General features: G+C 47.8%; 25 protein-coding genes. 18 read left to right on the forward strand and 7 right to left on the reverse strand.

All coding sequences use genetic code 11. The features are described 5' to 3' along the window. Positions 1–67 precede the first annotated feature (67 nt). Genes nirJ2 through B7982_RS00915 form a run of 9 tightly spaced genes read left to right on the forward strand, consistent with a single transcriptional unit; the run spans position 68 to position 7,794 of the window. On the forward strand, positions 68–1,060 hold the full coding sequence (gene nirJ2, locus B7982_RS00875; protein ID WP_073424703.1) for a putative heme d1 biosynthesis radical SAM protein NirJ2: 993 nt from the start codon (positions 68–70) through the stop codon (positions 1,058–1,060). Positions 1,061–1,083: 23 nt separating this feature from the next. Continuing rightward, the gene (locus tag B7982_RS00880; RefSeq protein WP_088659149.1) at positions 1,084–1,530 is read left to right on the forward strand and encodes a hypothetical protein; all 447 of its coding nucleotides are present in this window, start codon (positions 1,084–1,086) and stop codon (positions 1,528–1,530) included. 6 nt (positions 1,531–1,536) lie between these two features. Then, positions 1,537–2,058: a tRNA adenosine(34) deaminase TadA gene (gene tadA / locus B7982_RS00885; protein ID WP_233138300.1), complete on the forward strand. Its 522-nt coding sequence runs from the start codon at positions 1,537–1,539 to the stop codon at positions 2,056–2,058. Positions 2,059–2,081: 23 nt separating this feature from the next. Continuing rightward, positions 2,082–2,921, forward strand: a complete 840-nt coding sequence (locus B7982_RS00890; RefSeq protein WP_088659150.1) for a hypothetical protein — start codon at positions 2,082–2,084, stop codon at positions 2,919–2,921. Between the two features lie 2 nt (positions 2,922–2,923). Then, entirely contained in the window at positions 2,924–3,640 is a 717-nt protein-coding gene (locus tag B7982_RS00895; protein WP_088659151.1) for a right-handed parallel beta-helix repeat-containing protein, read from the forward strand. A 9-nt stretch (positions 3,641–3,649) separates the two neighbouring features. Beyond that, on the forward strand, positions 3,650–4,567 hold the full coding sequence (locus B7982_RS00900; protein WP_088659152.1) for a hypothetical protein: 918 nt from the start codon (positions 3,650–3,652) through the stop codon (positions 4,565–4,567). A gap of 7 nt (positions 4,568–4,574) precedes the next feature. Further along, entirely contained in the window at positions 4,575–6,473 is a 1,899-nt protein-coding gene (locus B7982_RS00905; RefSeq protein WP_088659153.1) for a fimbrial protein, read from the forward strand. Positions 6,474–6,478: 5 nt separating this feature from the next. Beyond that, positions 6,479–7,129 carry an OmpA family protein gene (locus B7982_RS00910; RefSeq protein ID WP_088659154.1) on the forward strand — a complete coding sequence of 217 codons (651 nt, stop codon included), beginning with the start codon at positions 6,479–6,481 and terminating at the stop codon, positions 7,127–7,129. Further along, positions 7,129–7,794, forward strand: coding sequence for a hypothetical protein (locus B7982_RS00915; protein ID WP_088659155.1), 666 nt, complete (start codon positions 7,129–7,131; stop codon positions 7,792–7,794). The genes B7982_RS00910 and B7982_RS00915 overlap by 1 nt, the downstream gene beginning before the upstream one ends. A gap of 97 nt (positions 7,795–7,891) precedes the next feature. On the opposite strand, the gene argH is transcribed toward B7982_RS00915, so the two are convergent. From argH to B7982_RS00950, 7 genes are all read right to left on the reverse strand, one after another. Next, complete coding sequence (gene argH / locus B7982_RS00920) at positions 7,892–9,295, reverse strand: argininosuccinate lyase (protein WP_088659156.1); 1,404 nt, start codon at positions 9,293–9,295, stop codon at positions 7,892–7,894. 66 nt (positions 9,296–9,361) lie between these two features. Further along, positions 9,362–9,814, reverse strand: coding sequence for a hypothetical protein (locus B7982_RS00925; RefSeq protein WP_158212948.1), 453 nt, complete (start codon positions 9,812–9,814; stop codon positions 9,362–9,364). Positions 9,815–9,862: 48 nt separating this feature from the next. Further along, positions 9,863–10,423: a hypothetical protein gene (locus tag B7982_RS00930; protein ID WP_088659158.1), complete on the reverse strand. Its 561-nt coding sequence runs from the start codon at positions 10,421–10,423 to the stop codon at positions 9,863–9,865. Position 10,424: 1 nt separating this feature from the next. After that, a complete protein-coding gene (locus B7982_RS00935) occupies positions 10,425–11,435 on the reverse strand; it encodes a hypothetical protein (RefSeq protein WP_088659159.1) in 1,011 nt (336 codons plus the stop codon). Between the two features lie 125 nt (positions 11,436–11,560). Next, positions 11,561–12,331 carry a 1-acyl-sn-glycerol-3-phosphate acyltransferase gene (locus B7982_RS00940; RefSeq protein ID WP_088659160.1) on the reverse strand — a complete coding sequence of 257 codons (771 nt, stop codon included), beginning with the start codon at positions 12,329–12,331 and terminating at the stop codon, positions 11,561–11,563. 3 nt (positions 12,332–12,334) lie between these two features. Next, positions 12,335–13,009, reverse strand: coding sequence for a beta-ketoacyl synthase chain length factor (locus B7982_RS00945; protein WP_088659161.1), 675 nt, complete (start codon positions 13,007–13,009; stop codon positions 12,335–12,337). A 14-nt stretch (positions 13,010–13,023) separates the two neighbouring features. Next, positions 13,024–14,127, reverse strand: coding sequence for a methyltransferase (locus tag B7982_RS00950; RefSeq protein WP_088659162.1), 1,104 nt, complete (start codon positions 14,125–14,127; stop codon positions 13,024–13,026). Between the two features lie 95 nt (positions 14,128–14,222). Between B7982_RS00950 and B7982_RS00955 the strand changes: the two genes are divergently transcribed. From B7982_RS00955 to B7982_RS00995, 9 genes are read left to right on the forward strand one after another with little or no spacing between them, the layout of a single operon-like run. Next, positions 14,223–14,498 carry a phosphopantetheine-binding protein gene (locus B7982_RS00955; RefSeq protein WP_088659163.1) on the forward strand — a complete coding sequence of 92 codons (276 nt, stop codon included), beginning with the start codon at positions 14,223–14,225 and terminating at the stop codon, positions 14,496–14,498. A gap of 3 nt (positions 14,499–14,501) precedes the next feature. Continuing rightward, positions 14,502–14,759, forward strand: a complete 258-nt coding sequence (locus B7982_RS00960; RefSeq protein WP_014545111.1) for an acyl carrier protein — start codon at positions 14,502–14,504, stop codon at positions 14,757–14,759. Continuing rightward, a complete protein-coding gene (locus B7982_RS00965; RefSeq protein ID WP_088659164.1) occupies positions 14,759–17,125 on the forward strand; it encodes an AMP-binding protein in 2,367 nt (788 codons plus the stop codon). Before B7982_RS00960 ends, B7982_RS00965 begins: the two co-directional genes overlap by 1 nt. Beyond that, positions 17,118–17,867, forward strand: coding sequence for a glycosyltransferase family 2 protein (locus B7982_RS00970; protein ID WP_198953159.1), 750 nt, complete (start codon positions 17,118–17,120; stop codon positions 17,865–17,867). Before B7982_RS00965 ends, B7982_RS00970 begins: the two co-directional genes overlap by 8 nt. A 2-nt stretch (positions 17,868–17,869) precedes the next feature. Continuing rightward, complete coding sequence (locus tag B7982_RS00975; protein ID WP_088659166.1) at positions 17,870–18,823, forward strand: lipid A biosynthesis acyltransferase; 954 nt, start codon at positions 17,870–17,872, stop codon at positions 18,821–18,823. Positions 18,824–18,837: 14 nt separating this feature from the next. Then, the gene (hutH, locus tag B7982_RS00980; RefSeq protein WP_088659167.1) at positions 18,838–20,364 is read left to right on the forward strand and encodes a histidine ammonia-lyase; all 1,527 of its coding nucleotides are present in this window, start codon (positions 18,838–18,840) and stop codon (positions 20,362–20,364) included. 16 nt (positions 20,365–20,380) lie between these two features. Then, on the forward strand, positions 20,381–20,818 hold the full coding sequence (locus B7982_RS00985) for a thioesterase family protein (protein ID WP_088659168.1): 438 nt from the start codon (positions 20,381–20,383) through the stop codon (positions 20,816–20,818). 1 nt (position 20,819) lies between these two features. Then, positions 20,820–21,440 (forward strand): outer membrane lipoprotein carrier protein LolA, encoded by a 621-nt coding sequence (locus tag B7982_RS00990; RefSeq protein WP_088659169.1) that lies wholly within the window; start codon positions 20,820–20,822, stop codon positions 21,438–21,440. Between the two features lie 20 nt (positions 21,441–21,460). Further along, positions 21,461–23,806: an MMPL family transporter gene (locus tag B7982_RS00995; protein WP_233138301.1), complete on the forward strand. Its 2,346-nt coding sequence runs from the start codon at positions 21,461–21,463 to the stop codon at positions 23,804–23,806. Positions 23,807–23,829 lie beyond the last annotated feature (23 nt).

Genomic DNA, 23,829 nt, shown 5'->3' on the forward strand with positions numbered 1-23,829 from the left:
TCGGCTTTCAAGCCGGGCATTTTCTATATTTGCAGGTGAAAAAAATATTTTGAATGAGGTCTATGGCATGATCGTCTCTTGGATGACAACTAATAAATGTAACTTGACGTGCAAACACTGCTACCAGGACGCAGGCGAAAACAAGTCGGCAGAACTCACGACATCAGAAGCGCTCAAGCTCATCGACGAGATTGCGAAAGCCGGATTCAAGATCATGATTTTTAGCGGTGGCGAGCCGATGACGCGCCCGGATATCGTGGAACTTGTGGCTCATGCCCGCGAACGTGGGCTCCGCCCGGTGTTTGGCACGAACGGAACGCTCATTACGCACGATTTGGCATTCAAGCTCAAGGAAGCAGGTGCTATGGCCATGGGTATCAGCGTTGATAGCATTGACCCCAAGCGCCATAACGATTTCCGCGGCCTTCCGAATGCCTTTGAACTCACGTTGATGGGTATCGAAAATTGCAAGGCTGCAGGCCTCCCGTTCCAGATTCACACGACTATCATGGACTGGAACCAGAACGAAATCTTCGACATCATGGACTGGGTCAAGGAAATCGGTGCCGTGAACCACCAGATTTTCTTCCTCATTCCGGTGGGTCGAGGCAAGGAAATCGAAGGTCATGCGCTCCGCGTTGCCGAATATGAAGGTCTCCTCCGCAAAATTATGGAAAAGAGCCGCACGCTCGGAATCCCGGTGAAGCCCACATGCGCTCCGCAGTTCCTCCGTATCGCAGACCAGCTCGATATCAAGACTCGTTATAGCCGTGGTTGCCTTGCTGGCCTCGACTACTGCATCGTAAGCCCGATCGGCAAGGTTCGCCCCTGCGCTTACATGATGGAAGAAGCGGGCGATGTTCACGATACGCCGTTTGACGAAATCTGGGCGAATGCCGAAATCTTCAAGCAGTTGCGTACAAAGGCTTACAAGGGCGCCTGTTCCAAGTGCAAGTTCAATGACCGCTGTGGCGGCTGCCGTGCCCGTGCAGCTTACTACCATGATGGCGACTACATGCAAGAAGATAGCTACTGCGCCTACGGAAGAGGAATAAAGTAGACTGAGTCATCCTGGAGACATATATGTCCGTGTTTATCATTATGGTAGTCTTAGGTGTTGTCATAAATATATGGCTTGGCCTAAAGACTTATAGTGAAAGAGAAAATGTTCAATGGAAAATATGTTTGTGGATGATTCCTGTCGTCTTGGTTATTGTGTTTGCCGATTACTTTTTGGTGGGCGAAACCAATGATTTTAGTGCTTCAAATTTATTTTGTTGGTTAGGCTTATCGTTGTTATGTTGGTTGATTCTAAGTTTTGTTATTGTTTTCTGGTGCTCACAATATCGCAGAACAAATACTCAGAAAGAAATAGACGAAAATATCGATGACGTTTTTGATATGGCGATGCGTGTTGGCAAGGAAAATCGGGAAGGAAAGAATGTTTCGATGGAATTGGCCGAATACGAACAAAAAGTGAACGATTTAGAAGAAAATGACTATATGAAACATCATAAATTTGGTGAGTAATAAAACATGAACAACGTAACCGATAACGCCACTAATCCCTCGTCTGATGATGTTCGTTTCATGCGTATGGCGCTTCGCCAGGCGCAGATTGCTTTTGACATGAAGGAAATCCCCATCGGTTGCGTGATTGTGAAAGACGGAGTCGTGATAGGGAAGGGCTACAATCAGGTCGAACAGCTCAAGGACGCGACGGCTCATGCCGAAATTATCGCTATTGGCACGGCTGCAAGCACGCTTGACAATTGGCGCTTGGACGGCTGCACGCTTTATGTGACGCTTGAACCATGCCCTATGTGCGCAGGAGCCATTCTCAATAGCCGTGTTTCCCGCATTGTTTACGGTTCTCCGGATTCACGTTTTGGCGGTTGCGGTACCACCATCGACGTCATTACCGGCAACGCCCTCAAGCGCGCCGTTGAAGTCACGGGTGGCATTCTCGCAGACGAATGCCTCGGCCTTTTGAAAGGCTTTTTCCAGCAGATGCGCCTCGAAAAAGGCGATACTGGCGCAAAACCACCTACTCCGTAATATTTTTTACTTAAATTTAAGGCATGAATTTTACCAAGTTTAGCGCTATTTCTGCGCTCTCTATTGCTCTTTTTTGCCTTTGTTCCTGCGAACGGAACGAAATTCATCTTGCTTTTAATACGCAGACCGTCTCTCCGCAGTCGTTTGTGCTTGAATCGACTTTGAATGCGAGCTTGCCTGGCGATTCTGCCAACGAGCCTGAATCCATGCGCACGCACGTGAGCATCCGTAGCACCATGAGCCTCCTCATGTCGTATGACGATGGTTCCGGCCGCTTCGAAATGAAAATCGATTCCGTCGATTACACGAGTGACAAGCGCTCCGTCGATGAATTCCGCAATATCGAAAAGTATTTATCCATTCAGAATTTCCAGTTCAAGCTTGACCACGATGGCGTCATCACCGATCCGAACATCGAAAACGCTCTTGATATGCCTTCCGAAGATGAACTGAACCTGATTCCGCTCTTCCTCAAGGCTCAGCCGCTTCTTCCCGAAAAACCGGTCAAGCTCGGCGAAACGTGGGAACGCCAGATGCCGATCTTTGGCAAGGGCAACAGCACGACGACCGTCTATAAGACCTTTACGCTCATGGATGTTTACCTGCAGGACGGTGTCCGCATGGCCAAAATCCACATGGGTATGAAATACCTTGAACTCCCGGACACGACTTCGAATTTACAGCTGAAGAGCAATGACTACGTGATTGGCGATGGTGACGTCCTTTTCGATGTCACGCATGGTACGCTTTCTTCTGCCGAAATGAACATTGTGGCTAAGCTCGACGTATTTGACCTCGTTGCAGGTGATACTCTCCCGAGCATGAATGTCAACCAGAAAATCACCTTGAGGAACATTCAATAATTATGAAAAATCTCATCTGTTCCTCTGTCATTGCGATTGCGACGATTGCTAGTGTGGCTGTCGCTTCGGGTATGCCTTTCCCGTCTGCGGAAAATGGTAAGGTGCTTTTACAGGCAAAAGATAGCCCTTACGTGCTCGAACAGGGCGTGGTTGTTGGTGCTGCTGATACGCTCGTCATTGAACCGGGCGTGACCGTCTTGATGGGCGAGTTTGCAAAGCTCATGATCCAGGGCTCGGTCAAAATTGCGGGTACGAACGATAAGCCTGTTATTTTTAGCGGTGCCGATTCTGTGGCAAACTGGAATGGTTTCCATATCATGTCCAGCGCGGGTCCTTTTGAAATCAAGAACTTGACCGTCGAGAATGCGTTCCGCAATACGATTTTCCGTTCTAGCGGTACACTCGAAAATGTCAATTTCTTCAATAACTATTACGGCCTTTGGGTCGATGAAAGCCCCAATGTGACGCTTTCCCATTGCACGTTTGCTCATAACCGTTATGCCTTGTCTGTGAGGGCCGGTCGTGTCATTTCGAATGGGACGAGTGTCTCCGAAAACGTCTATGGTCTTTATCTTGAGACGGATGGCAAGCTCGATGGCGATACGGACTTGATTCGCAACAACCAGGAATCTGATATCCGCAGTGAAGCCGCCGATTTGAAGACGAGTAAAAAGCGCGTCCGCCGCAACGTGTGGCACAACATCGAAGCGCGTTTCTAAGAGGTAGTCGTGGAAGAAGCTTTCCGTAGAGCCATACGTAAGATGACAGGGGCAAGCGTACGCTTGGCCGTGCGTCCGAATCGCTCGGCTATTGTCGCGACGCTTTCTCAGTCCATGATGGTCACGTGGTCGATTGCGCTCTTTGAACATCTTGATGCCATGCTCAACAATCCGGAAGCAAACGTCGGCAGTTCCGAGCTCATCTCGTACAGCGAGTCTGCCTGGAAACTTTGCGAATCGGGCTTCCCGCAAATCTTCAAGGATTGCGAAAAACTTTATAGCGAGTTCCGTGCGAAGTGGATCCAGCGCTTCTCGACAGATGAAGTCTTGCGACTCTTGCTTGAAGGCGGAGACTTTTTGGTCCATGATGAAGAAAAGGGCTGGGCACTCACGGTCAAGAACAACAAGCAGGACATCAACAACTTTTATTCGGCAACAATCCACTTGCTCGTAAGCGATGCCGAACCGTTGTTTGTGCGTATGCATGGCCGCGTGATGCAGTTGCAAGAAAAACTCTGCAAGTACTGGCTTTCAGAAAGTGCGGTGGACCCGGTGTCGAAGCTTTTGCCGTGCCTCGAAGCCTCTCTTCGCGAAAAAGAAAACGCGATGGTGGTCTCGCTCCGTTCGTCCTTGAACTCGCTTGCGAAAAAGCGTTTTGCGGCGGCATTTGCCTCTAAAGGACCGGTCCGTTACTATTCGTCCGCGATGTCCTGTGCCCGCAATGTGGGCCGCTACTGGAACCCGCATTACGCATACGAAAACTGCTTCCTTGCGTTTACGGATGATTTTTGTGATTACGCCCAGGGGCTTACGACTCAGGTTATCGAATGGTACCAGAGCAAATGGTCCCTTTTCCTTCGCGGGTTCTCTCGCGGTCAGTTGAACTTGTTTGAAACAGTCGCTCCTTATCAAGCGCAGAATGTGTAGGTAAAAAATGAAAAATGCATTCAATACGATTCTTATTTTGACGGTGGTGGGTTTTGTAGCCCTTATCGCAGGCGCTCTTTACTTTGGCGCCCCGGCATTTGGCTGGATCATCATGATCGCCATCATGGCTGTTTACTTGGTGGAGCAATTTTCTGCCATCCGCAAGATGAAGCAGATTATCGCCGAAGACGAAGTTATCGATTCTTGCGAAAAAGGGAACGCTTATCCGGAGCCGGGAACGGGCGTTGTCGCGAAGAGAATTGAACTTGCAAAGCGTCTGTTGCAAAAGAACATCCGCCTCGATTCTCCGATTGCCTTTGATGTACTTTCGTCGGGGTCTTCGATTCCGCTCAACCGCAGCGTGGGTTCGACGGTCATCCTCCTTGGCCTTATGGGTACGTTCTTCGGCCTTATGCAGTCTGTGGCAACCGCCGGTGGTGCGATTGACAATTCCACGACGCAGGGCACGCTCGATACGATCCAGGTGCTTTTCCAGAATATGAAGGGCATTTTCGGTACTAGCCTTTGTGGTTTGTTTGCCGCCTTGATTTTGAGTGCAAGCCGCACGGTGCTCAGCTCCAAGCGCGATGAATTCATGGCGCACCTCGACACCTTTACGCTCGACATGCAAAAAGATGAAAGTGCAGAAGGCGTGATTGAAGAAGACAAGAACGAACTCGAACGCCTCTTTGAATCTGTTGAAAAGAATTTGTCCGTGATTGCATCTTCCGTGAAGGAAGGCTTGGCTGGCGTTGTTTCAATGGTGGGCGAGGAACTCTCTGCCATGACTTCGAAGCTGAACCAAGATGTCGTTGATTCTGTCCAGAAGGTTTCTACTGAAATGACTTCGTCGATTAAGACGGTCAATGATTCTCTCGCTGGTGCCGTGGCGAATATGAACGAATCAACGCAGAAGTTTGGCGAACTCGTTGGCGCTTCTGTGACGAACGCCTTTAGCCCGATTAACGAAAATATCGGTGCGCTCTCTAAGTCCGTTGAGGCAATCCCGTCGAAGCTCGACGATAAGCTTAATGGCATTTCTGCTGCCTTGAACGCAAGCCTCGATGGTCTTTCTTCAGGCGTTAAGTCTTCGCTTGATGGAGTTTCTGGCAATGTGGAAACCGCACTTTCTAAGGTCGCCTCTGAAGTTAAAGCAGGCCTTGATGGCGTTGCATCCGATGTTAAGGCCGGTCTTCAGGATGTGGCGAAGGGCACGATGGATGTGGCATACCTTACTAAGGATGCTATGGACGAAGCTTCTAAGAGCATCGGTGATTCCGTTGCTGAACAGGTCAAGCAGTCTAGCGAACAGTGGGCTGATTTTATGCAGCGCCTCGAAGACAAGACGACCGCCAACGTGGATTCCCAGCGCGAAGGTCTAGAAACGCTCAAGAACGTGGCTCTCCAGGTTGCCGAAAAGGCTCAGGCGGGTTCTGCAGAACTTTCGCAGAACGTCTCCGAAAAGCTCGGCGCCCTTTCTTCCGACATTCTCGGCGCTTTCCAGAAGCTTTCCGAAACGTCGAGCGTGCTTCTCGAAGCTCAAAAGGCTCTTACCGAAAGCATCGACAATCGCGTGGTCAAGGAAAAAGAAGCTACGGACGCTCTTGGCGGAAACATCGTGGAAACCGCAGAACTTATGCGCGTGAATCAGTCCGAACTCAGCGCCAATCTCGAAATGCTGCGTAGCGGCCTCGAAACGATTCTCGAAAAGCTCTCCGGCGATACCGCAGAACATGAAGAAGAAGACAACTTCGTTGAACATCTCAACCAGTCTCTCGAAGCCTTCCATGAACGCGCAAGCGAAGTGCTCATGGAAAATGCGGTCAAGACTCAGGAAATCTTGCTCGAAGTTCTCGAACAGACACAGCGTTCTGCAATCCCCGCTCAACCTAAAGCTGAAGGTTAATCATCATGCGTCGCAATAGAGACGAAAATAGCAATCCATGGATGGCGTACACGGACTTGGGCGTGGCCCTCGTTTCGCTCTTTATCCTTGCGTTTGTGGCGATGGCGACCCTCAAGGAACAAAAAGCGGAAGACTTGACGCGTACTGAAGAAGAAGTGCTTAGCTGTCAGGAACAGATGCGTAAGATTGCGGCAGAACGCAATGCGCTTTTGTCCAAGAGCTTGCAGACTTCCATCGAAGCTGGCCTTATTGCACTAGAAGATGGCAAAATCCAGATTCAGGCGAGTTTCCTTTTCCCGATTAACGGAGCAAACCTCACTAAGGAAGGCGAGGGCGTGATTCGCGGTATCAGCAAGGGACTTTTAGAAGCTCTGGATACTACAGACGTGATCATGGTGAGTGGCTTTACGGACGACATTCCATTTAGCGGCTCGACATCTTATACGAACTGGAACCTTTCTACGGAACGTGCCGTGAACGTGGTCAAGATGCTCGTGAAAATGGGCTTCCCGCCCGATAGGCTCTTTGCCGCAGGCTTTGGCGAACACCGCCCGAAGTACCCGAACGATAGCGAAGAACATCGCCGTTTGAACCGTCGTGTGGAAATCGGTGTGACTCCGCTCCAGTCCAACAAAACAGCTGAGGTGACGCCCTAATGGAAGAGCTCACCGAAAAGCTATCCGTAATCAAGGAAAGTATCGATGCCATTCGCAAGACTGGCAAACTTTCGCATTGGCGGATGGTTTATGCGGATACGCTTTACACGCGTGCCCAGGAATATGTGGCGGTGGACCGTTACCCCGAGGCTAAACTTGTGGCGCAAAAGCTAGACCGCTGGATTCAAGCTCACAAGCCAGCTCTCGAGACGAACAAGGGCGATGCACGCCCGCCGATGATTTTCTGGAATGCAGACTTGCTGAACAACATTGTGAAGCGCATCCGTTCAACGCTCGATGCAAAGAAAATGCTCGTGCCGTCTACGGAACGCGATTCTATCAATCGCCGTTTGAACATTGTCGATAGCTGGATCCAAAAAGGCGAATTCCTTGTCGCACACGATGAACTTTTGGCGCTCCGCAGTGCCTTGATTGCTCGACTCCGCCGCAGTTACCGCGCCCGCATTGTCGCGTCGTCTGCGTACAGTGGTGGATACGTTCAGCCGGCAGGTTCAACTGTAGGCCTCTACAACTCGCTCCATACGCTCGAAGAAACTTTCCACATCGTGGGTGAACATGACCCGATTTGGATCGAAGACTTCCTCGAAATTTACAATGATTTGTTTAGAATCGTGGATCGATTAGTCCCGCAAGACAAAAAGTAAAGTCTGTATAAAAAAATGCCGCGCACTTGAGTTGCGCGGCATTTTCACTTTGCAATGTCATGCCCGCCATTGTGCGGGCATCTCCATCTCTGTCCAGTTATTTCTTGAGCTTCTTGAGAAGAGCTGTAGCCTTCGTGAACTGCTGCTTCACGGACTTCGGACCCGTACCGCCTTCGATATTGCGCTTGCTAACGCTATATTCGAACGTAAGCGTCTTCTTCATCTTGGCGACGTCCGGGACGCCTGCGGCGGCCCAAGCCTCGTCAGAAAGTTCTGTGAACTGCTTGCCTGCACGTGCGGCATCGCCGACGAGGCTTCCCACGACGTGGTGGGCGTCGCGGAACGGAACGCCTGCTTCCACGAGCAAGTCTGCAAGGTCAGTAGCGAGGAGCGCCGGGAGCATCTTGGAATGCATTGTCTCAAAGTTGAAACGAGCCGTTTCCAAAGCTTCCTTCATCACGCGGAGAATCACCTTCACGTTGTGGACGCTGTCAAAGACCGGTTCCTTGTCTTCTTGCAAGTCGCGGCTGTAGCTAAGCGGAGCGCCCTTCACGAGCGTGTAGAGCGCGGTGAAGTTCCCAAGCATGCGGCCAGACTTTCCGCGGATGAGTTCCATGGAGTCCGGATTCTTCTTCTGCGGCATCATCGAAGAACCGCTTGAGAATGCATCGTGCAAGGTGAGGTAGCCAAATTCGCTAGAGCTCCAGTTCACAAAGTCTTCGGCATAACGGCTCATCGTGTTCGCGATGATGGCGAGGTCGGCGTTGAATTCGAGCATCATGTCGCGATGGCTCACGGCATCAATGCTGTTCGGGCTCACGTCCTTGAAACCGAGTGCTTCAGCAACGAGTGCGCGGTGGTACGGGAATGCAGAACCTGCCATAGCGCCACTGCCAAGTGGGAGCTGGCTATGCAATTCCAAGAAGTTGTCGAGACGCTTCACGTCACGGCTCACGGCAAAGAACATGCTCATGAGGTAATGGCTAAAGTAAATCGGCTGTGCCTGCTGCAAGTGCGTATAGCCCGGCATCATCTTGCCAAAGTACTTCTTGGAAAGGTCCAAAACCGTTTCCATAAGTTCAATTTCGAGCTGGCGGATTTCTGCAGCGCGGTGACGCATGTAAAGCTTGAAGTCCGTGCAGACCTGGTCATTGCGGCTACGGCCCGTGTGAATCTTCTTGCCGAGTGCGCCGATGCGTTCGGTGAGCACGCGTTCCACAGCCATGTGGATGTCTTCGTCGCTATCGCACCAGAGGTTTTTGCCGGCGTGGTAGTCGTCGAGAATGCTCTTGAGGCCGTCGCAAATCTTCTTGTAGTCTGCTTTAGAAAGAACGCCCGATTCCACGAGACCCTTGCCATGTCCGATGCTTCCTTCGATATCTTCTTCGATGAGTTCTGCATCAAACTGCAAGCTGAAACTTAAATCGACCATGCTCTGAGCCATGCCACTAGCAAAGCGGCCCGTCCACATGTTAGTCTGGGTATCTTTCTTCTTAGCCATTGTAAACCTCAAATAAAAAAGCCGTGAAATCGGCTGGATTTTCACGGCAAAAGATAAAAAATTTTTTTAGTTCCAAGGGCTTTGTTCCCATTGGCTTTGACCTTGATATTCGTATTGGTTTTTAGCTTGTTTAGGCGAAACCTTCACGCCTTTTGACTCTTCAAGATAGTCTATCATGCAAGTCTTTAGGTTTACTGTTCGCCTGCCGTTTGCGCTATTGGCAAAGCAGAGCGTTTCGACTTCTTGATTGCGGGTGAACTTGGTTCGGGCAACTTCGTATCCGTCGATATAGAATTCAAAGAACCCGTGTTTCATACCACTGCTGCAGCGGCCTGTAGCGGTAACAGACTGGTTGTATTCATCGACAAAGTACCAACTTGCGTGTTCCATGTGCAATCCGGTGCAGTCAAAGGGTTTGTTCTGGTCTGCTGAAGTCTGGTACTTTTGGTACGATGAGCAGGAGCAAAGCAGAAATGCCATTGTGCAGAATGCGAAAAGCTTAGTCAATTCAAACCTCATAAAAAAAGCCGAGAAAAATCTCGGCTAAAGATAAATATTTTTTGAGAGCTAATCCCAGACGCTTTTTCTGACGGCTGTGGGTTCAGCTTCAGAATTAGAATCTTCGTAAGTCGATTCCACTTCTGTGGGTTCCTGAACGCTTTCAACGGGCTTAACAGTCTTTTCTACTTTCTTGGAAGATGTGTAGGGGCGGTCCCAAACGCTACCTCCATTGCTAAAGCCAGAATTACTATTGCCGGTTCTTAACACGTACGAGTCAATGGGAATCTCAATTTCATCGGGGTACGCTTTGTAAAGCCAAAACGACAAGCAATAAGTGACTGGCATAAACAAAATGCTCATGAAAGTCACTTCACGATGAATGTTGACGCTTCCGACTCTTTGACCGTCCATATAAGCCTCTAGTTGGCCGCCCGCTCTTGTTCCGCGTGTCTGGACGGTGCAGTCTTCGTCGCTACCCAGCCTGCAAATCGGATTACCGTTGAGGTAAATGTCGTACGGTTTAGATCCGTATTGGCTTGCGACAATCGAAGAGCGCCCGGCAAAGCACCCGGTCAGATTCACTGACACGGCTGCAAGCAACAATATGGAAAGAATCTTGGTCTTCATATTAGAATCCGACAGCGAGACCCAGACCGAACTTGAAGCCGTTCATGTAGTGCTTCGATTCAATAAGATTCGTGACGTTGCCCTTCGTATCGAACTGTTCTCTGTAGAACGGAGTTTCGAAGAAGTCGATGAAGTAGTTCACCTGAGCGAGGAACATCACGCGGCTAGCACGGTTGAACAAGACACCGCCACCGATCTGCATGGAAATACCATTGGACTGGTGTTCGTCGTCATAGTGATCGGTATCAACGTATGTGTAGCGCATACTGTAGGAGAGGCCGCCACCGGCATACGGGGTGATGTTCGTGGTTGTGAACGGATAGTATGCGGAAAGGCTCAAATCGATAAGAATCGGTCTGTCATGGTCTTCGCCCAGGTTGCTCATCGTCCAGTCAAAGCCGAAGAGGAGGTCCCTAGCATCGTACAAGACGAAGAGGCCAAGGCCTGCGTCCATCTTTGCTTCTGTCGGGTTGAGCGGGAGAGCACCCACAATTCTTGCACCCCAGTAAGAGGTCACGCCTTTCTTTCTCGGGTTTTTGGTTTCCTGTTCGGTGACGGTATAGATGTCGTCATCGTTGGTAGCCTTGTTCTTTGTGCCGATATTGCGTGCGACACGCTGGATAATCGGGTCAAAATCATCGGGGTTTTTTGCCTTGAGGCGGTCGCTCCAGACCGGGGCTTCGTTATTGATGTCGTAGAGCTTGAATGCTGTAATGACATTTTCGCCCAGGCGGGTGAATTCAGCCATGATGAACTTGGTGCAGTTCTTCTTGATGGCGATATTGTTTGCGGATTCACGGTCGCCGACTTTCACGGAGTCGTCTTCTGCGTAGTTAATCAGAACAAAACGACCGTTGTCATCGATATAGGCGTTCATGAGTTTTTCGGCGGCTACGCCAAAGTCTTCGTTTAAGCCGACCATGCTGAACGGTGCCATATAGACTCGTTCGGTAGCAAAAACTGATGCGGCGAGAGCAAGCGATGCTACTAAAAATTTCTTGAAACAATTCATATTGAATATCTCCTTTTAAGGATTAATCTAGCAATTATAAGGTAAAAAGAAAAGTGTTTTTTTAGTACAAAGGGATAAATGGAAAGAAAATTACGCTAAAATGCGCATTTTGGGGATAAAATCCGTTAGCCCGGCAATTCTTTTTCGAGAATTTCCTTCATTTTATGCGTGAGTTTGGTAGCACTTTTGGTCAGAGGCTCGTTTTCGTATTCTTTTACCGGAATGGGGGCGAGTATTTTCAAGTTGTATATATAACGTTCTGTCGGGTGAAATTGCAACAACTTGTCATGCTTGCGGAGGCCGATTTTTTCATTACCGCCAAAGAAAATAGGAACAACTTCTCTTTTTGCATAAAGTGCAAAACGGGCGGCCCCTTTCTTGAATTCCCATGGCTCTCCGGGCTTGCTACGGGTACCTTCGGGGAATATGATAAGGTTGTTCCCTTCGTCCATGGAGGATTTCGCTATTTCAAGTTGATCTTCAAACGGGATGTTGTTTGGTATGTACAAGTTCTTGATGATAAGCGAAATAAATTTGTTTTGGATGAGCTCGCCTTTTACAATGCAATTTGCATTAGGTATAAGCGAAAAAAGGATGACAACGTCGAATAAAGAGGGGTGGTTTGCGATGACGACTTTGGAACGGAGGTTCTTGAGGGAATCCCTGTTTTCGACGGTGAGTCGAATGGCTCCTAAATGTTCGGCTATTTTGACGAAAATTTTAAAGTATTGGTGGTTGAATTTGCGGACAAAAATCTTGAATCTTCTTTCGTTAAAACCCGTGATAATATGGATGATGGGGAAAAGAAGTATTGCGAGAATTAGGCTACAAATGCCGAAAAAGGCAAAGCAGAAAAGCTTTGCTAAAACGCGGCGTATGTAGCGGATTTTTTCCATTTATTAAGCTTTTTGCATATCGATGGCGCATAGAAACGCTATGGCCTGTTCTGCGGCGGTATCGAAGTTGTTGTGCAACATCTTGAGCTGTGCAAGTTGGTTTGCTATATCGACGTTTTTAAATGTTGGATCGGCCTTGGATTCGTCGGTCGTGAGGCGAAGTGCTATGGCGCAAACGGCGTTCGGGTAAGGGACTCCTGCAACGGGAGCGTAAGTCTCGGGGATGAGCTCGTCTGCGAAAATGAATGTACGCGTGTCTGCGCTTTCACTTTCGAGGGCGGCAATGCAATCCGTGAGGCCTGTGGTAAAGGCGTCCTTCCCAGAGAATACTGCGGAATAGCCTGCGGTGTTCGTTTCGAGAATCGACGCGTTTGCAATGGAGGCGTTAAAAACGGAAAGACTAAAATGCGCGGGCGAGACCATGCCTGTGTCGAGAAGCGTCTGCGAAATTTTCAGTTGCTGGCTGATTTCTCCGAACTGCGATGCAAATGTCACCTTGCAGGGCGTGAGCTTGTTGCCTTCGTTGTCGCGAGAAACTTGATCGCTTACGAGAACTACCATGCGCGAAATGTAGCTCAGACGGCGGCGCGTCAGCATGGGAACGAACGATACGTCCGGCTTGGGGCGCGCTTCTGTCGGCACAAAGCTTGCTAATCTTTCGATGAAAACTTTTTGCATAATTTACGCCGGGCTTATTTTTTGTGGAAGCGGAGGAGGGAATAGGCGTTCGGGCCTACGCCGTGGTGCGCTTCCTTGAGCTCGAAACCTGCAATTTCGATGGCCTTTTTGAGTTCTTCATAGCGGTACATTTTGCTGTTGCCGTTTGCGATGCAGGTAAAGTAAAGCGACGTGGCCTGGAGCGAGTATGCGGCGGCTTCAAACCGCTGCTTGTCCCAAAGCGGTTCGAGAACGTATACGTCTGTTTCTGGAGTAGCGGCCTTGTGGATCTTTGTCAAGATTTTTGTGATTTGCTTGAGCGAGAAGCAGTCCAGAAATTGGCTCATCCAGACGGCGTTTGCACCTTGCGGAAATTCGGTCGTGTCGTCGAGAACATTGCAGGCGATAGTGTCAATACGGTCTTTAAAGCCTGCTTGTGCGGCATTCTTTTCGGCGACAGCGGTTTGCCCCGGAAGGTCGATGATGGAAACTTGTACGTCTGCGTTGTATTTGCAGCAGGCAATGGCCCATTTTGCAGTGTTTCCGCCAATGTCAAAAAGTCTTGGCTGCTTCAGTTCTGCAAGCTTTTCGAATACGATTGGGAGTGCTTCGGGGAATGCCAAGTCAGAATAGAAATGGTCAAATCCGAACCAGCTCTTTTTCTGCTGATCGGTAAGCTGGGAGAGGCCTTCGTAGACGGTTTTCCACGGACCGAGGTGGGGGAGTCCTGAGGGCTTCCCTTCGCGGATGGACTGCTCGAGATTTTCGGCACCGCGGTAGCAGATGTCCTGCGAAAAGTCCATGTTCACTTGCGTCATTTCGTCGTTTAAGAGGAAAAATCCAATTTTTCCGAGCGTGAGGCGCAGGTCATCTTCGCTGGAATCCTTGTGGAGCTTGATGGCTCCCATGCCAAGTCCCATTTCTACAAGAACGCCTACTCCGTAAAGCGAAATGTCTAGCTTCTGAGCAATTTCCGAAATGGTAATGCCTTTTTTGCGCGATTTGCTGATTTCTTCTAAAATGCCCATGTCTCTGAGGGCGCGGGCCGCTTGGAAACTGAGGGGGGCAAATGCAATTTTTTGAGCTTCAAACTTGGCGTTTACAGCGTCGATGGAATCGTTTTTATAAAAATCGAACATGGTGTCTCTAAAAATAATGTTCCCTTAATATAAAATTATTTTTCTATATTGCCTATCCAAGAAAATGTAAACCTTGATTGAGGTCGCTAAAATATATGTCCGATTTGAATACCCGTATTAAAGAAGTCATGATTGAGTCTTTGGAACTGGAAGATATTACCCCAGCCGATATTGTGGATTCTGCACCGATTTTTGGTAAGAACGCTGCTGGCGAAGGGCTTGGTCTGGATTCGATTGACGCTTTGGAATTGGGCATTGCAATTAAGGAAAATTTTGGTGTATCTTTCTCGACGGTTAAGGAAGAGACCAAACAGCATTTTGCTTCGGTGGATGCGCTTGCCGCTTACATTTCTGCAAATTCTAAGGGCTAATCCATGGACAAACAGGTCATTTTCGAAAAGATTAAGGCTGCCCTTATTGAAGATTTCGACTTGGAAGAAAATCGAATCGTTCCTGAAGCTCGCCTTTACGAAGACTTGGAATTGGATAGCATTGATGCTGTGGACTTGATCGTGAAGCTTAAGTCGTTTTTGCCGAGAAACATCGACCCGGAAGCATTCAAAAAAATGCGTACTCTTGAGAACGTGGTCGATGGTATCTATAATCTTGTTCAAAATTCGGAATCTAAGTAATGAAACAGGTTGCGGGAAAGATTTTCTTTACCGCGATTTCTGTTTTGTATCCGGTCCTTGTCTATTGCGGAATTAGGTACTGGGGACTTTCGCCACGGCGCATGAGCTTGATGCTTTTGGCGCTTGGCTTTTACCATTTCTTGAATTTTACGCGTAGCAAGTCAAAGGCGGATCGTGGGCGTACGGGGGCTCTCGTTGCGCTGATTTTGGTGTGCGCACTTGTCGCATTCTTTGCAAATAACATTTTATTTGTCAAGTTTTATCCGGTGCTTGTGAACTTGAGCTTGCTTGCGTTTTTCGGATTTACGCTATGGCGACCGCCGAGCTTTGCGTTCCGAATGGCGTGCCTGGGGAACAAGTCGTTGAATACATCGCCTTCGTTTAAGGCGGTGGAGCGTTATTGCAATAAGGTGACTTTTGCATGGTGCCTCTTTTTTGTCGTGAACGGATCGGTTTCTGCGCTTACCGTTTTCGTGGGTTCCGATAAGATTTGGTCGTTGTACAATGGACTTATTTCTTACATTTTAATTGGTTTATTTTTCATTGTGGAATATTTGGTTCGAAAAATGGTACAGAGTAAAATGCAGTCGTATGTTCCTGTCTGTGATTTGGAACGTGATTCTCGCCCGGATGGTGCGCTTGTCGCCGAAGGTAAGACTTGGGGCGATTTTGTAAGTGATGTTTCCAAGGTACGTTATTATCTGGAAGCTCGTGAAAATGTGCCGTGGATTTTGCATTGCGAAGATTCGTATTACTTTACGGTTTCTTTGCTAGCGATGCTCCAGAGCGGGCGCAAGGCGCTTGTGACTGCGAATCGCCAAGAAGCGTTTATCAAGGAAATCAAGAAGCCTGAATATGGATTCTTGACGGATGAACCGTTTGCTGGTAGTGTTGCTGGCGCGAACGAAATGCCGGCGACTTTGATCCAGGATGTGCTTGGTAATGAAAATGCGCATTGTTCGGATGGTGACAAAGCTCGCAAAATCAAGTTCGGCAAGTTCGACAAGTCCAAAGCCGAGATGGTGATGTACACGTCGGGTACGACGGGTGAACCGAAGGCTGTGTACAAGCGCTTTTTGCAATTTGAAAATGAACTTTTCGAACTTGTGAAAGTCTTTGGAAATGACTGGGTCAACCGCAAGGTTTATAGCACGGTCAATCACCACCATATTTACGGCTTGTTGTTTACGGCGCTTTTGCCGATTGCGACTGGGCTTCCGTTCCGCAGGCATCGTATTGATTTTCCGACGGAACTAGCAAATATTGCAGGGGAAGCTGCGGTAATCGCTTCGAGCCCTGCGTTCTTGAAACGTTTATCTGCAGAAACGGATAAGCCGATTGACTTTAAATGTCCTCCGATTATTTATTCGTCCGGCGGTCCGTTACCCGAAGAGGTGGCGCGCAAGGCCTGTGAACTGACGGGATTTTGGACGATGGAAATTTACGGCAGTACCGAGACGGGTGGCATTGCGTATAGGCAATCCAAGAATGGACCGGTGTGGACTCCGTTTGAAGTTTGCAAGATGAGCGTTGCCGAAAACGGTTGCCTGAACATCAAGTCGAGTTATATTCTAGAACCCGAAGGCTTTACGACAGGTGACTTGGTGGACCTTTATGACGACGGCCGATTCTTGCTCAAGGGCCGTTCGGATTCGATTGTGAAGATTGAAGAAAAACGCATCTCGCTCCCGGAAGTGGAAATGCGCTTGAAGCAGACTGGGTTGGTGCAAGATGTGCGCGTGGTGCCGATGGTGGGTAAACGCCAGTATTTGGCGGCCGCGATTGTACTGAACGAAGTTGGACGCACAAAGTTTGCGGGCTCGCCCAAACTTGCGATCAATAATTATTTCCACGATTACTTGCTCAAGTTTATCGAGAATACGGTTTCACCGAAGAAGTGGCGCTATCTTGAAGAACTTCCGCAGAATACGGAAGGCAAGATTCGCATGCGCGATATCCAGGCGCTATTTGGCCTTGCCGAAAGTCCGAACTTCAAGATTCTCAAGTTCCGCCGTGAACCGGGCGCTTTGACCGCTAAGCTTTTGTTCCCGGCGACGAGTGATTACTACGATGGTCATTTCCCGGAATTTAAACTGTTGCCTGCAGTGGTACAAGTGGATATGGTTTTGCGCTTGGCGCGGAACTTCTTGGAAGTGCCAAAGGAACTTTCCAAGATGAACCGTACGCGTTTTGCAAATCCCATTTTGCCGGATGTTCCTGTAATGGTGAAAATCACGTACGATGCGGATGCGGGTAAGGTGACGTTTGCGTACACGAGCGAAGATGGTGAAACTTCGTATTCAAATGGTTCGTTGATGATGAACACTTCAACAGGTGATGCTGGCGAGGGCGAAAATCGTGGATAATGCGGTAAAAGTTTGCGCCATAGTGCCTGTTTATCGCCACGAAAATGCATCGCGCCATGTCGTGAAATCCCTTGTCGATTTGAACATTCCTGTGATTCTCATTGACGATGGAAACGCTTCTGAAGGTCATGAAATTCTTGTGCAGATTGCAAAAGAATTTGCGAATGTCGAACTTGTGACGCATAAATGCAATCTTGGCAAAGGCGCTGCAATGCGTTCTGGTATGGATGCTGCTGTTGTGGCGGGTTTCACGCACGCTTTGCAGGTCGATGCCGACGGCCAACACGATATGAAGGCGATTCCGTTTTTTATAAACGAGACGAAGGAACATCCTGAAGACTTGATTTGCGGTTACCCGGAATACGATGAATCTGTGCCCAAGGCTCGAGAACAGGGCCGAAAGATTACGAATTTTTGGGTGGCGATTGAAACGCTTTCGCTCAAGATTCCCGATGCCATGTGCGGTTTCCGTGTGTATCCGCTTAAGACGTCTTGGCCTGTGATGAAACGTTTGCACAACAATCGTATGGGATTCGATATCGAAATTATTGTTAGGCTTGCGTGGGCAGGCGTGCCGATGCGCTTTTTCCCGGTGAAGGTGAATTACCCGAAAGATGGTGTTTCGAACTTTAGAATGTTCCATGACAACGTTGTGATTTCGATGACGCATACGATGCTTTGCTTTGGCATGTTCTTTAGGCTCCCTTTGCTTTTGTCGCGCCGCCTGTTTAAAAAGAAATAGTTATGAGCAAGCATTGGTCCGAAATTGAAGAAGTGGGCGGAAGTGTTTGGCATTTCCGTTTTATGCTTTGGGTCGTGTGCCATTTGCCGTTGTTTCTTGTTGAATTGTGTACGGCTGTAATATGCTTCTTTTTCTGGCTTGGGGCTGCACCTGTTCGTGCGCGTTCGAAAATTTATTTGGAACACTTGCGAAAATTGGGCGTACGCGTGGGTGCGTTTGGAACGTATAAGCACATCCTTTCGTTTGCGCTTTCGATGGTCGAAAAGTTACGAGGCTGGAAGGGCGCAATCAAGCTCAATCAGATTGAATCGCAGAATGACGACTTGCAGATGCTCGTTTCGCAAATGAATCAAGGGCAGGGTGCGTTTCTGCTTTGTTCGCATCTAGGCAATATGGAAATGCTTCGTTCGCTCACTGAATATGGCGAGTTCCATACTTCGAGAAAGTTTCAGGTTTTCCCGGTAGTCGATTTGTCGGGATCGAAAAAGTTCAATGCGCTTTTGCGTGAACTGAATCCGGAATTGATGGAAAATGTAATTGATGCTAATTCCATTGATGTGGATTCAGCCATTTGGATGAAAGAGAAAATTGCAGATGGAAATCTTGTGGTGATTGCGGGAGATCGTACATCTGCTCATACGCGAAATCGTGTACTCGAAACAACGTTCTTGGGTGAGACTGCGAATTTCCCGGAAGGCGCTTTTTCACTGGCGGGCATTTTGAACGCTCCCGTTTACTTTGTATTTGCGATTCGCAAACATGACTTTAATATCCGTTCGTCTTACGAAATGCACGTGGTGCGTGCCAAGACGAATTTGGACTGTTTGCGCAAGGAACGCCCTGTGCGCTTAAAAATGCTTTTGCAGGAATACACTGAGCTGTTGGAAAGGCTGTGTAAAGAACATCCTTATCAGTGGTACAATTTCTACAATTTTTGGGACAGGTTAGATAAATAGTGGAGAACAATTAAATGAAAACCGTCGTTATTGGAAACGGTAAACTCTCGATTGAAGATGTTGTTGCGATTGCGAAAAAGCAAGTCGCAGTGGAACTTGATAGTTCTGCGGAATTCCAGAGAAAGATTGATTCTGGTGCAGAATTCTTGGACGAAGCGCTTGCAGAACATGGTGGCATTTATGGCGTGACAACAGGATATGGTGATTCCTGCACGCAGGTGTTGCCGCCGGAACATTACAGCCAGCTCCCGATCAACTTGACGCGTTTTCATGGATGCGGTCTCGGCGATTATTTTGATGCGGAGACGACCCGTGCAATTATGGCGGTGCGTTTGAATACGCTTGCGCAAGGTTTCTCGGGCGTGAGCTATGCGCTTTTGAAAATCATTACGCAGTTTTTGCAGAACGATATTTTGCCGCTTATTCCGCAGGAAGGTTCCGTGGGGGCAAGTGGCGACTTGACTCCGCTTTCGTATTTGGCGGGTGCCGTGATTGGCGAACGCAATGTGATGTACAAGGGTGAACGACGTTCTTCTCTGGATGTGATGAAGGAACTGGGGATTACTCCGCATAAGTTCCGTCCGAAAGAAGCGATTGCTATCATGAACGGTACTGCGGCGATGAACGCAGTTGCTTGCATGGCTTATTCTCGTGCGGAATACCTTTCTGATCTTGCTTGTCGAATTACTGCGATGATTACGGTTGCGATGAAGGGCAATGCGTATCACTATTATGAACGCTTGTTCGAAGCAAAACCGCATCCGGGCCTTGGCTTTGCCGCAAAGAAAATTCGTGAAGCCTTGAATCTCGATGTGGCGAAGAATGTGGTTCCCGAGAAAATCCAGGACCCGTATTCTTTGCGTTGCGCTCCGCATGTGATTGGACTTTTTTATGATTCTAGCGCGTTCTTGCGCCAATTGATTGAAATTGAACTCAACAGTGCCAATGACAATCCGATTGTAGATCCGTTCACAAAGAACATTTTCCACGGTGGGCATTTCTATGGCGGGCATATTTGCCTTGCGATGGATACGCTCAAGAACATGGTTGCAAACATTGCGGACCTTTTGGACCGTCAGCTAGCGATGATTGTCGATATCAAGTTTAATCGCCATTTGCCGCCGAATCTTGCAGGGAGCAAGGGCAATTACGATATCAATCATGGCTTTAAGGCGGTGCAGATTGGTGTATCTGCTTGGACGGCAGAAGCTTTGCATTTGACGATGCCGATGAGCGTGTTCAGCCGTTCGACAGAATGCCACAACCAAGACAAGGTCAGCATGGGGACGATTGCGGCCCGCGACTGCATCCGCGTCTTGGAGCTTTCGGAACAGGTGGCAGCGGCAACGCTTCTGGCTTCGGCTCAGGCACTTCGCATACGCTTGGAACGAGGTGAAATTTCGGAAGACCGCCTTAAGAATCTTCAAGAGACTTACAATCAGGTGTTCTCGAAGTTTGCTCCGCTTGAATGTGACCGTCAGCTGGAGCAGGATTTGCGCAATACGCTGGAGCTGATTCGCCAGAAATTTTACGCTGTATAAAAGGACCTAAATTCGCATGGCAGTAAAAAAAATTAAGGAAACGATCGAATTTCAAGTTGAATTTTACGATGTCGATTCTATGCAAGTCGCATGGCATGGCAATTATGTAAAGTTCATGGAAGTCGCCCGTTGCGCACTTTTACGTAAAATTGGGTATGATTATAACGAAATGACGCGTAGCGGTTACATCTGGCCCGTCGTAGATTTGCATATTAAATATATCCGTCCGATGACTTTTATGCAGAGGATTCGTGCTGAGGTGACGCTTGAGGAATTCGAAGTCTGCATGAAACTCTCGTACAAGTTTATGGATGCCGAAACGGGTGCCTTGCTCACCAAAGCAGAAAGTACCCAGATGGCGGTTGAAGTGAAAACGAAAGATTCGCTTTGGGCTTGCCCAGCTTGCTTTGTGGACAAGGTCAGAGCGTTCTTGGCAAACGATAAGGTGGTGTAAAATGCGTATGTCCTGTCGAAATATTGGCGTTTTGCTTTTGACAGTTTTGCTTGGCATTGGTTCATCAATGGCGGATGTCTTTGAACGCCCGTTGAGTGCTAAAAACAGGCCGGAACTTGAAAAATCCTTGGCAAAAGTCATGGATTATCAGGTGGCTACGGGCGATTTTAAGCAGACCAAGTCCATTCAAAAGCTCAATCGCGAATTTGTTTCGACGGGAACGTTCCGCATTTCTAAAAAGGCGGGAATCATCTGGAAAACGCAAAAGCCCGTATTCTCTGAACTTGCTATCCATAACGCGGGCATTGTCGAACGCGATACTAATGGACAAATTCGCACATTGTTGCCAAAGGAAAATCCTATCTTTGCAGAAGTCTCGAACAATATCCAATCGCTTTTTTCTGGAAAAGTCACGGAATTGGAGAAAAACTTCAAAGTCTTTTACGAAAAAAAGTCTTGTGGTTTTAGAATCGGACTGATTCCGCGTGAGGCGATGGTCCGCATGCTCGTGGATAACGTCGTGATGGATGCCTGCAAAAACGTGGATAGGATTGTTATTACGGATGGCGAAAAAATTCCAACGACTTTGGATTTTCTGAATTATAAGGTCTCGAAAAAATGAAAAATGTTGGAGGGAAGAATTTGAACGCAAAATCGGGAATTATTCTGTGGGTGGTGATTCACGCCATCTTGATTGTTCTCGGCATTTCTGTGCCGTGGAAGATGGATTCCGACTTGTATTCGATTCTGCCGGATTCCAATGAAATCAAGAATGTGAGCGCTGCCGAAAAAACGCTTAGCTCACGTTCTATGCGTAACATAACGGTACTAGTTGGGCATGAAAATTTTGAAGTGGCTCGCAAAGTTGCCGCCTCTCTCGATAGCATTTTCAAGGGCGACTCCTCCATTGAGGAATCGCGACTTTATGTTGACGAAAAGACGCTGAATGAAACTCGCGAATTTCTATTCGAACATCGTTATACGATTCAAGGGGAAGATGTTCGTGAAGCGTTCTTTAATTTGAATCATAAATTTTTGGAACTTGCAGCATTGCAAAAAATCTATGGTTCGTTTTCTATGGCGAATTTAAATCGCCTGGATGAAGACCCGTATTTGCTTGGCGAAGCCTCCTTTGATAATTTCATGAAAAAAACGCTAACATCGTCTACGCATTTTAGCTTGCGCGATGGTGTCCTTGCGGCGCAAGATTCTGGCATGACGTACGTGATGTGGAACGCGGTGCTTTCTGAAAATGTATCATCTCTTGCAACAGATGATCATGTAATCGGCCGTTTGAATCATGTGCTCGATTCTTTAGAAAATACGAATTTGGGATTGCGTATTTCAGCTTCGGGCGTGCCGTTCCACAGTTATGAAAGCTCGAGTGAGGCTAAGCGGGAAGTGGCGTGGATCTCGGGTGTGTCTATTGTTTTGATTTTGCTGTTGTTGCTTTACGTGTTCCGTTCGGCGGTTCCGATTTTGGCAACACTTTCGACGATTGCTGTTGCCATTTTTACGGCACTTACATTTACATGGTTCGTGTTTGGCAATGTTCATGTATTTACGTTTGTCTTTGGCACGAGCGTCATAGGCGTGAGTATCGATTATGCAGTACATTTCTTTACGAATTGGAAGTCTGGGTTGCGTAATGTCCGTTCTAAGATTTTCAAGGGATTGTTGCTTGGGTTCTTGACAACAGAAGTAAGCTATGTGGCGCTTATCTTTGCCGATTTTACGTTGTTGCGCCAGATGGCTGTGTTCTCAATCGTCGGGCTTTTGAGCTCGTTCTTGACGATAACACTTTTGTTCCACGCTGTATTTGAAAAACCGAGAAATGTTAGAACGAAAAATGAAGCTATTGCTGTAAAGAATCTTCCTTTATCTGTTCCTAAAAAATTCATAAAGTGCTATTCGAATTTACCCACATGGGTTATCGTTCTTTTCTTTGTCTTTTTAGCAATTGCTTTGGTACCTGGGCTTCGTACACTCAACATCCATACGGATTTGGGTAGTCTTTATTCGATGAGTGATAAGCTTAAGGCGGGGGAGGCTATGAATAGAAAATTGAATGATATTGGTATTTCGTCAAACTATTTTATTGTAGATGGTGAGACTGAACAGGATGTTTTAGAACAGGAAGAACTGCTCACGGAACGCCTCTTGCAAGCCGAAAAGAAAAATTTGTTAAAGTCTCATTTAGCGGTATCGAGCTTTATACCATCGCAAACGACGCAGAGGAAAACTTTTGAAAATGCCCAAAAGTTGCTCAATGATGATTTGACGAAAGAATATCTGACGAGCATTGGCGTTCAGAACGATTCTTTGCTTGATGCAAGTTTAAAAGAAGCGCCGAAATATGTAGGACTCGAGGACTTGAATCAATTCCCATCTTCAATTCGTTCAATGGTTGAAATGCTTTGGGTTGGTGCTGTTGAAATTTCGCAAGGAAAAAAGTTTTATAGCGCTGTTTTCCCGCTGCATGCAACGGATGCTTTTGATGCTAAACAAATGGCCAAAAGTATGCCTCACGTTTACGTCGTGAACAAAATGCAGAATATCAATGAATCATTTACGAAAATATCCCGAGTTTCGCTGACACTTGTCGGTTTGGCCTATATTGTGATGTTCTTTATTCTTGTGTTTGTGTACAAATTTACAGGTGCTTTGAAAATTTTGCGAGCCCCTGTTTTGGCGAGCCTCTTTGCGGCTTCGGTCTTTGGTTACGCTGGAATTGAATTCAATTTCTTTGCCATTGTCGGTGTCATTTTAACGCTCGGCATAGGTATTGACTACGCTCTGTTCTTTAGGGAAGGTGGTCGACAAAAATCGGTTACCGCTCTTGCGGTGATGCTTTCTGCGGCAACAACGCTCATCTCGTTCGGGGGTCTTGTGTACAGTGGCTTTACTCCGGTTTGGACGTTTGGCTTAGCTGTATTGCTTGGCATTTCTTGCTGTTTCGTGCTATCTCCGCTCTGCGCCAAACGTTAAATTTCTAGATTTGGTTTCATTGA

Source organism: Fibrobacter sp. UWB2 (genome assembly GCF_002210425.1).
Classification (GTDB): Bacteria; Fibrobacterota; Fibrobacteria; order Fibrobacterales; family Fibrobacteraceae; genus Fibrobacter; species Fibrobacter elongatus.

Coding starts and splice junctions, on each gene's coding strand:
- B7982_RS00965 (WP_088659164.1), top strand. CDS start 14,759: ATGAAACAGGTTGCGGGAAAGATTTTCTTTACCGCGATTTCTGTTTTG.
- B7982_RS00880 (WP_088659149.1), top strand. CDS start 1,084: ATGTCCGTGTTTATCATTATGGTAGTCTTAGGTGTTGTCATAAATATA.
- B7982_RS00990 (WP_088659169.1), top strand. CDS start 20,820: ATGCGTATGTCCTGTCGAAATATTGGCGTTTTGCTTTTGACAGTTTTG.
- B7982_RS00930 (WP_088659158.1), bottom strand. CDS start 10,423: ATGAAGACCAAGATTCTTTCCATATTGTTGCTTGCAGCCGTGTCAGTG.
- B7982_RS00940 (WP_088659160.1), bottom strand. CDS start 12,331: ATGGAAAAAATCCGCTACATACGCCGCGTTTTAGCAAAGCTTTTCTGC.
- B7982_RS00925 (WP_158212948.1), bottom strand. CDS start 9,814: ATGAGGTTTGAATTGACTAAGCTTTTCGCATTCTGCACAATGGCATTT.
- B7982_RS00945 (WP_088659161.1), bottom strand. CDS start 13,009: ATGCAAAAAGTTTTCATCGAAAGATTAGCAAGCTTTGTGCCGACAGAA.
- nirJ2 (WP_073424703.1), top strand. CDS start 68: ATGATCGTCTCTTGGATGACAACTAATAAATGTAACTTGACGTGCAAA.
- B7982_RS00905 (WP_088659153.1), top strand. CDS start 4,575: ATGAAAAATGCATTCAATACGATTCTTATTTTGACGGTGGTGGGTTTT.
- argH (WP_088659156.1), bottom strand. CDS start 9,295: ATGGCTAAGAAGAAAGATACCCAGACTAACATGTGGACGGGCCGCTTT.
- hutH (WP_088659167.1), top strand. CDS start 18,838: ATGAAAACCGTCGTTATTGGAAACGGTAAACTCTCGATTGAAGATGTT.
- B7982_RS00895 (WP_088659151.1), top strand. CDS start 2,924: ATGAAAAATCTCATCTGTTCCTCTGTCATTGCGATTGCGACGATTGCT.
- B7982_RS00890 (WP_088659150.1), top strand. CDS start 2,082: ATGAATTTTACCAAGTTTAGCGCTATTTCTGCGCTCTCTATTGCTCTT.
- B7982_RS00950 (WP_088659162.1), bottom strand. CDS start 14,127: ATGTTCGATTTTTATAAAAACGATTCCATCGACGCTGTAAACGCCAAG.
- B7982_RS00955 (WP_088659163.1), top strand. CDS start 14,223: ATGTCCGATTTGAATACCCGTATTAAAGAAGTCATGATTGAGTCTTTG.
- B7982_RS00910 (WP_088659154.1), top strand. CDS start 6,479: ATGCGTCGCAATAGAGACGAAAATAGCAATCCATGGATGGCGTACACG.
- tadA (WP_233138300.1), top strand. CDS start 1,537: ATGAACAACGTAACCGATAACGCCACTAATCCCTCGTCTGATGATGTT.
- B7982_RS00935 (WP_088659159.1), bottom strand. CDS start 11,435: ATGAATTGTTTCAAGAAATTTTTAGTAGCATCGCTTGCTCTCGCCGCA.
- B7982_RS00960 (WP_014545111.1), top strand. CDS start 14,502: ATGGACAAACAGGTCATTTTCGAAAAGATTAAGGCTGCCCTTATTGAA.
- B7982_RS00975 (WP_088659166.1), top strand. CDS start 17,870: ATGAGCAAGCATTGGTCCGAAATTGAAGAAGTGGGCGGAAGTGTTTGG.
- B7982_RS00915 (WP_088659155.1), top strand. CDS start 7,129: ATGGAAGAGCTCACCGAAAAGCTATCCGTAATCAAGGAAAGTATCGAT.
- B7982_RS00985 (WP_088659168.1), top strand. CDS start 20,381: ATGGCAGTAAAAAAAATTAAGGAAACGATCGAATTTCAAGTTGAATTT.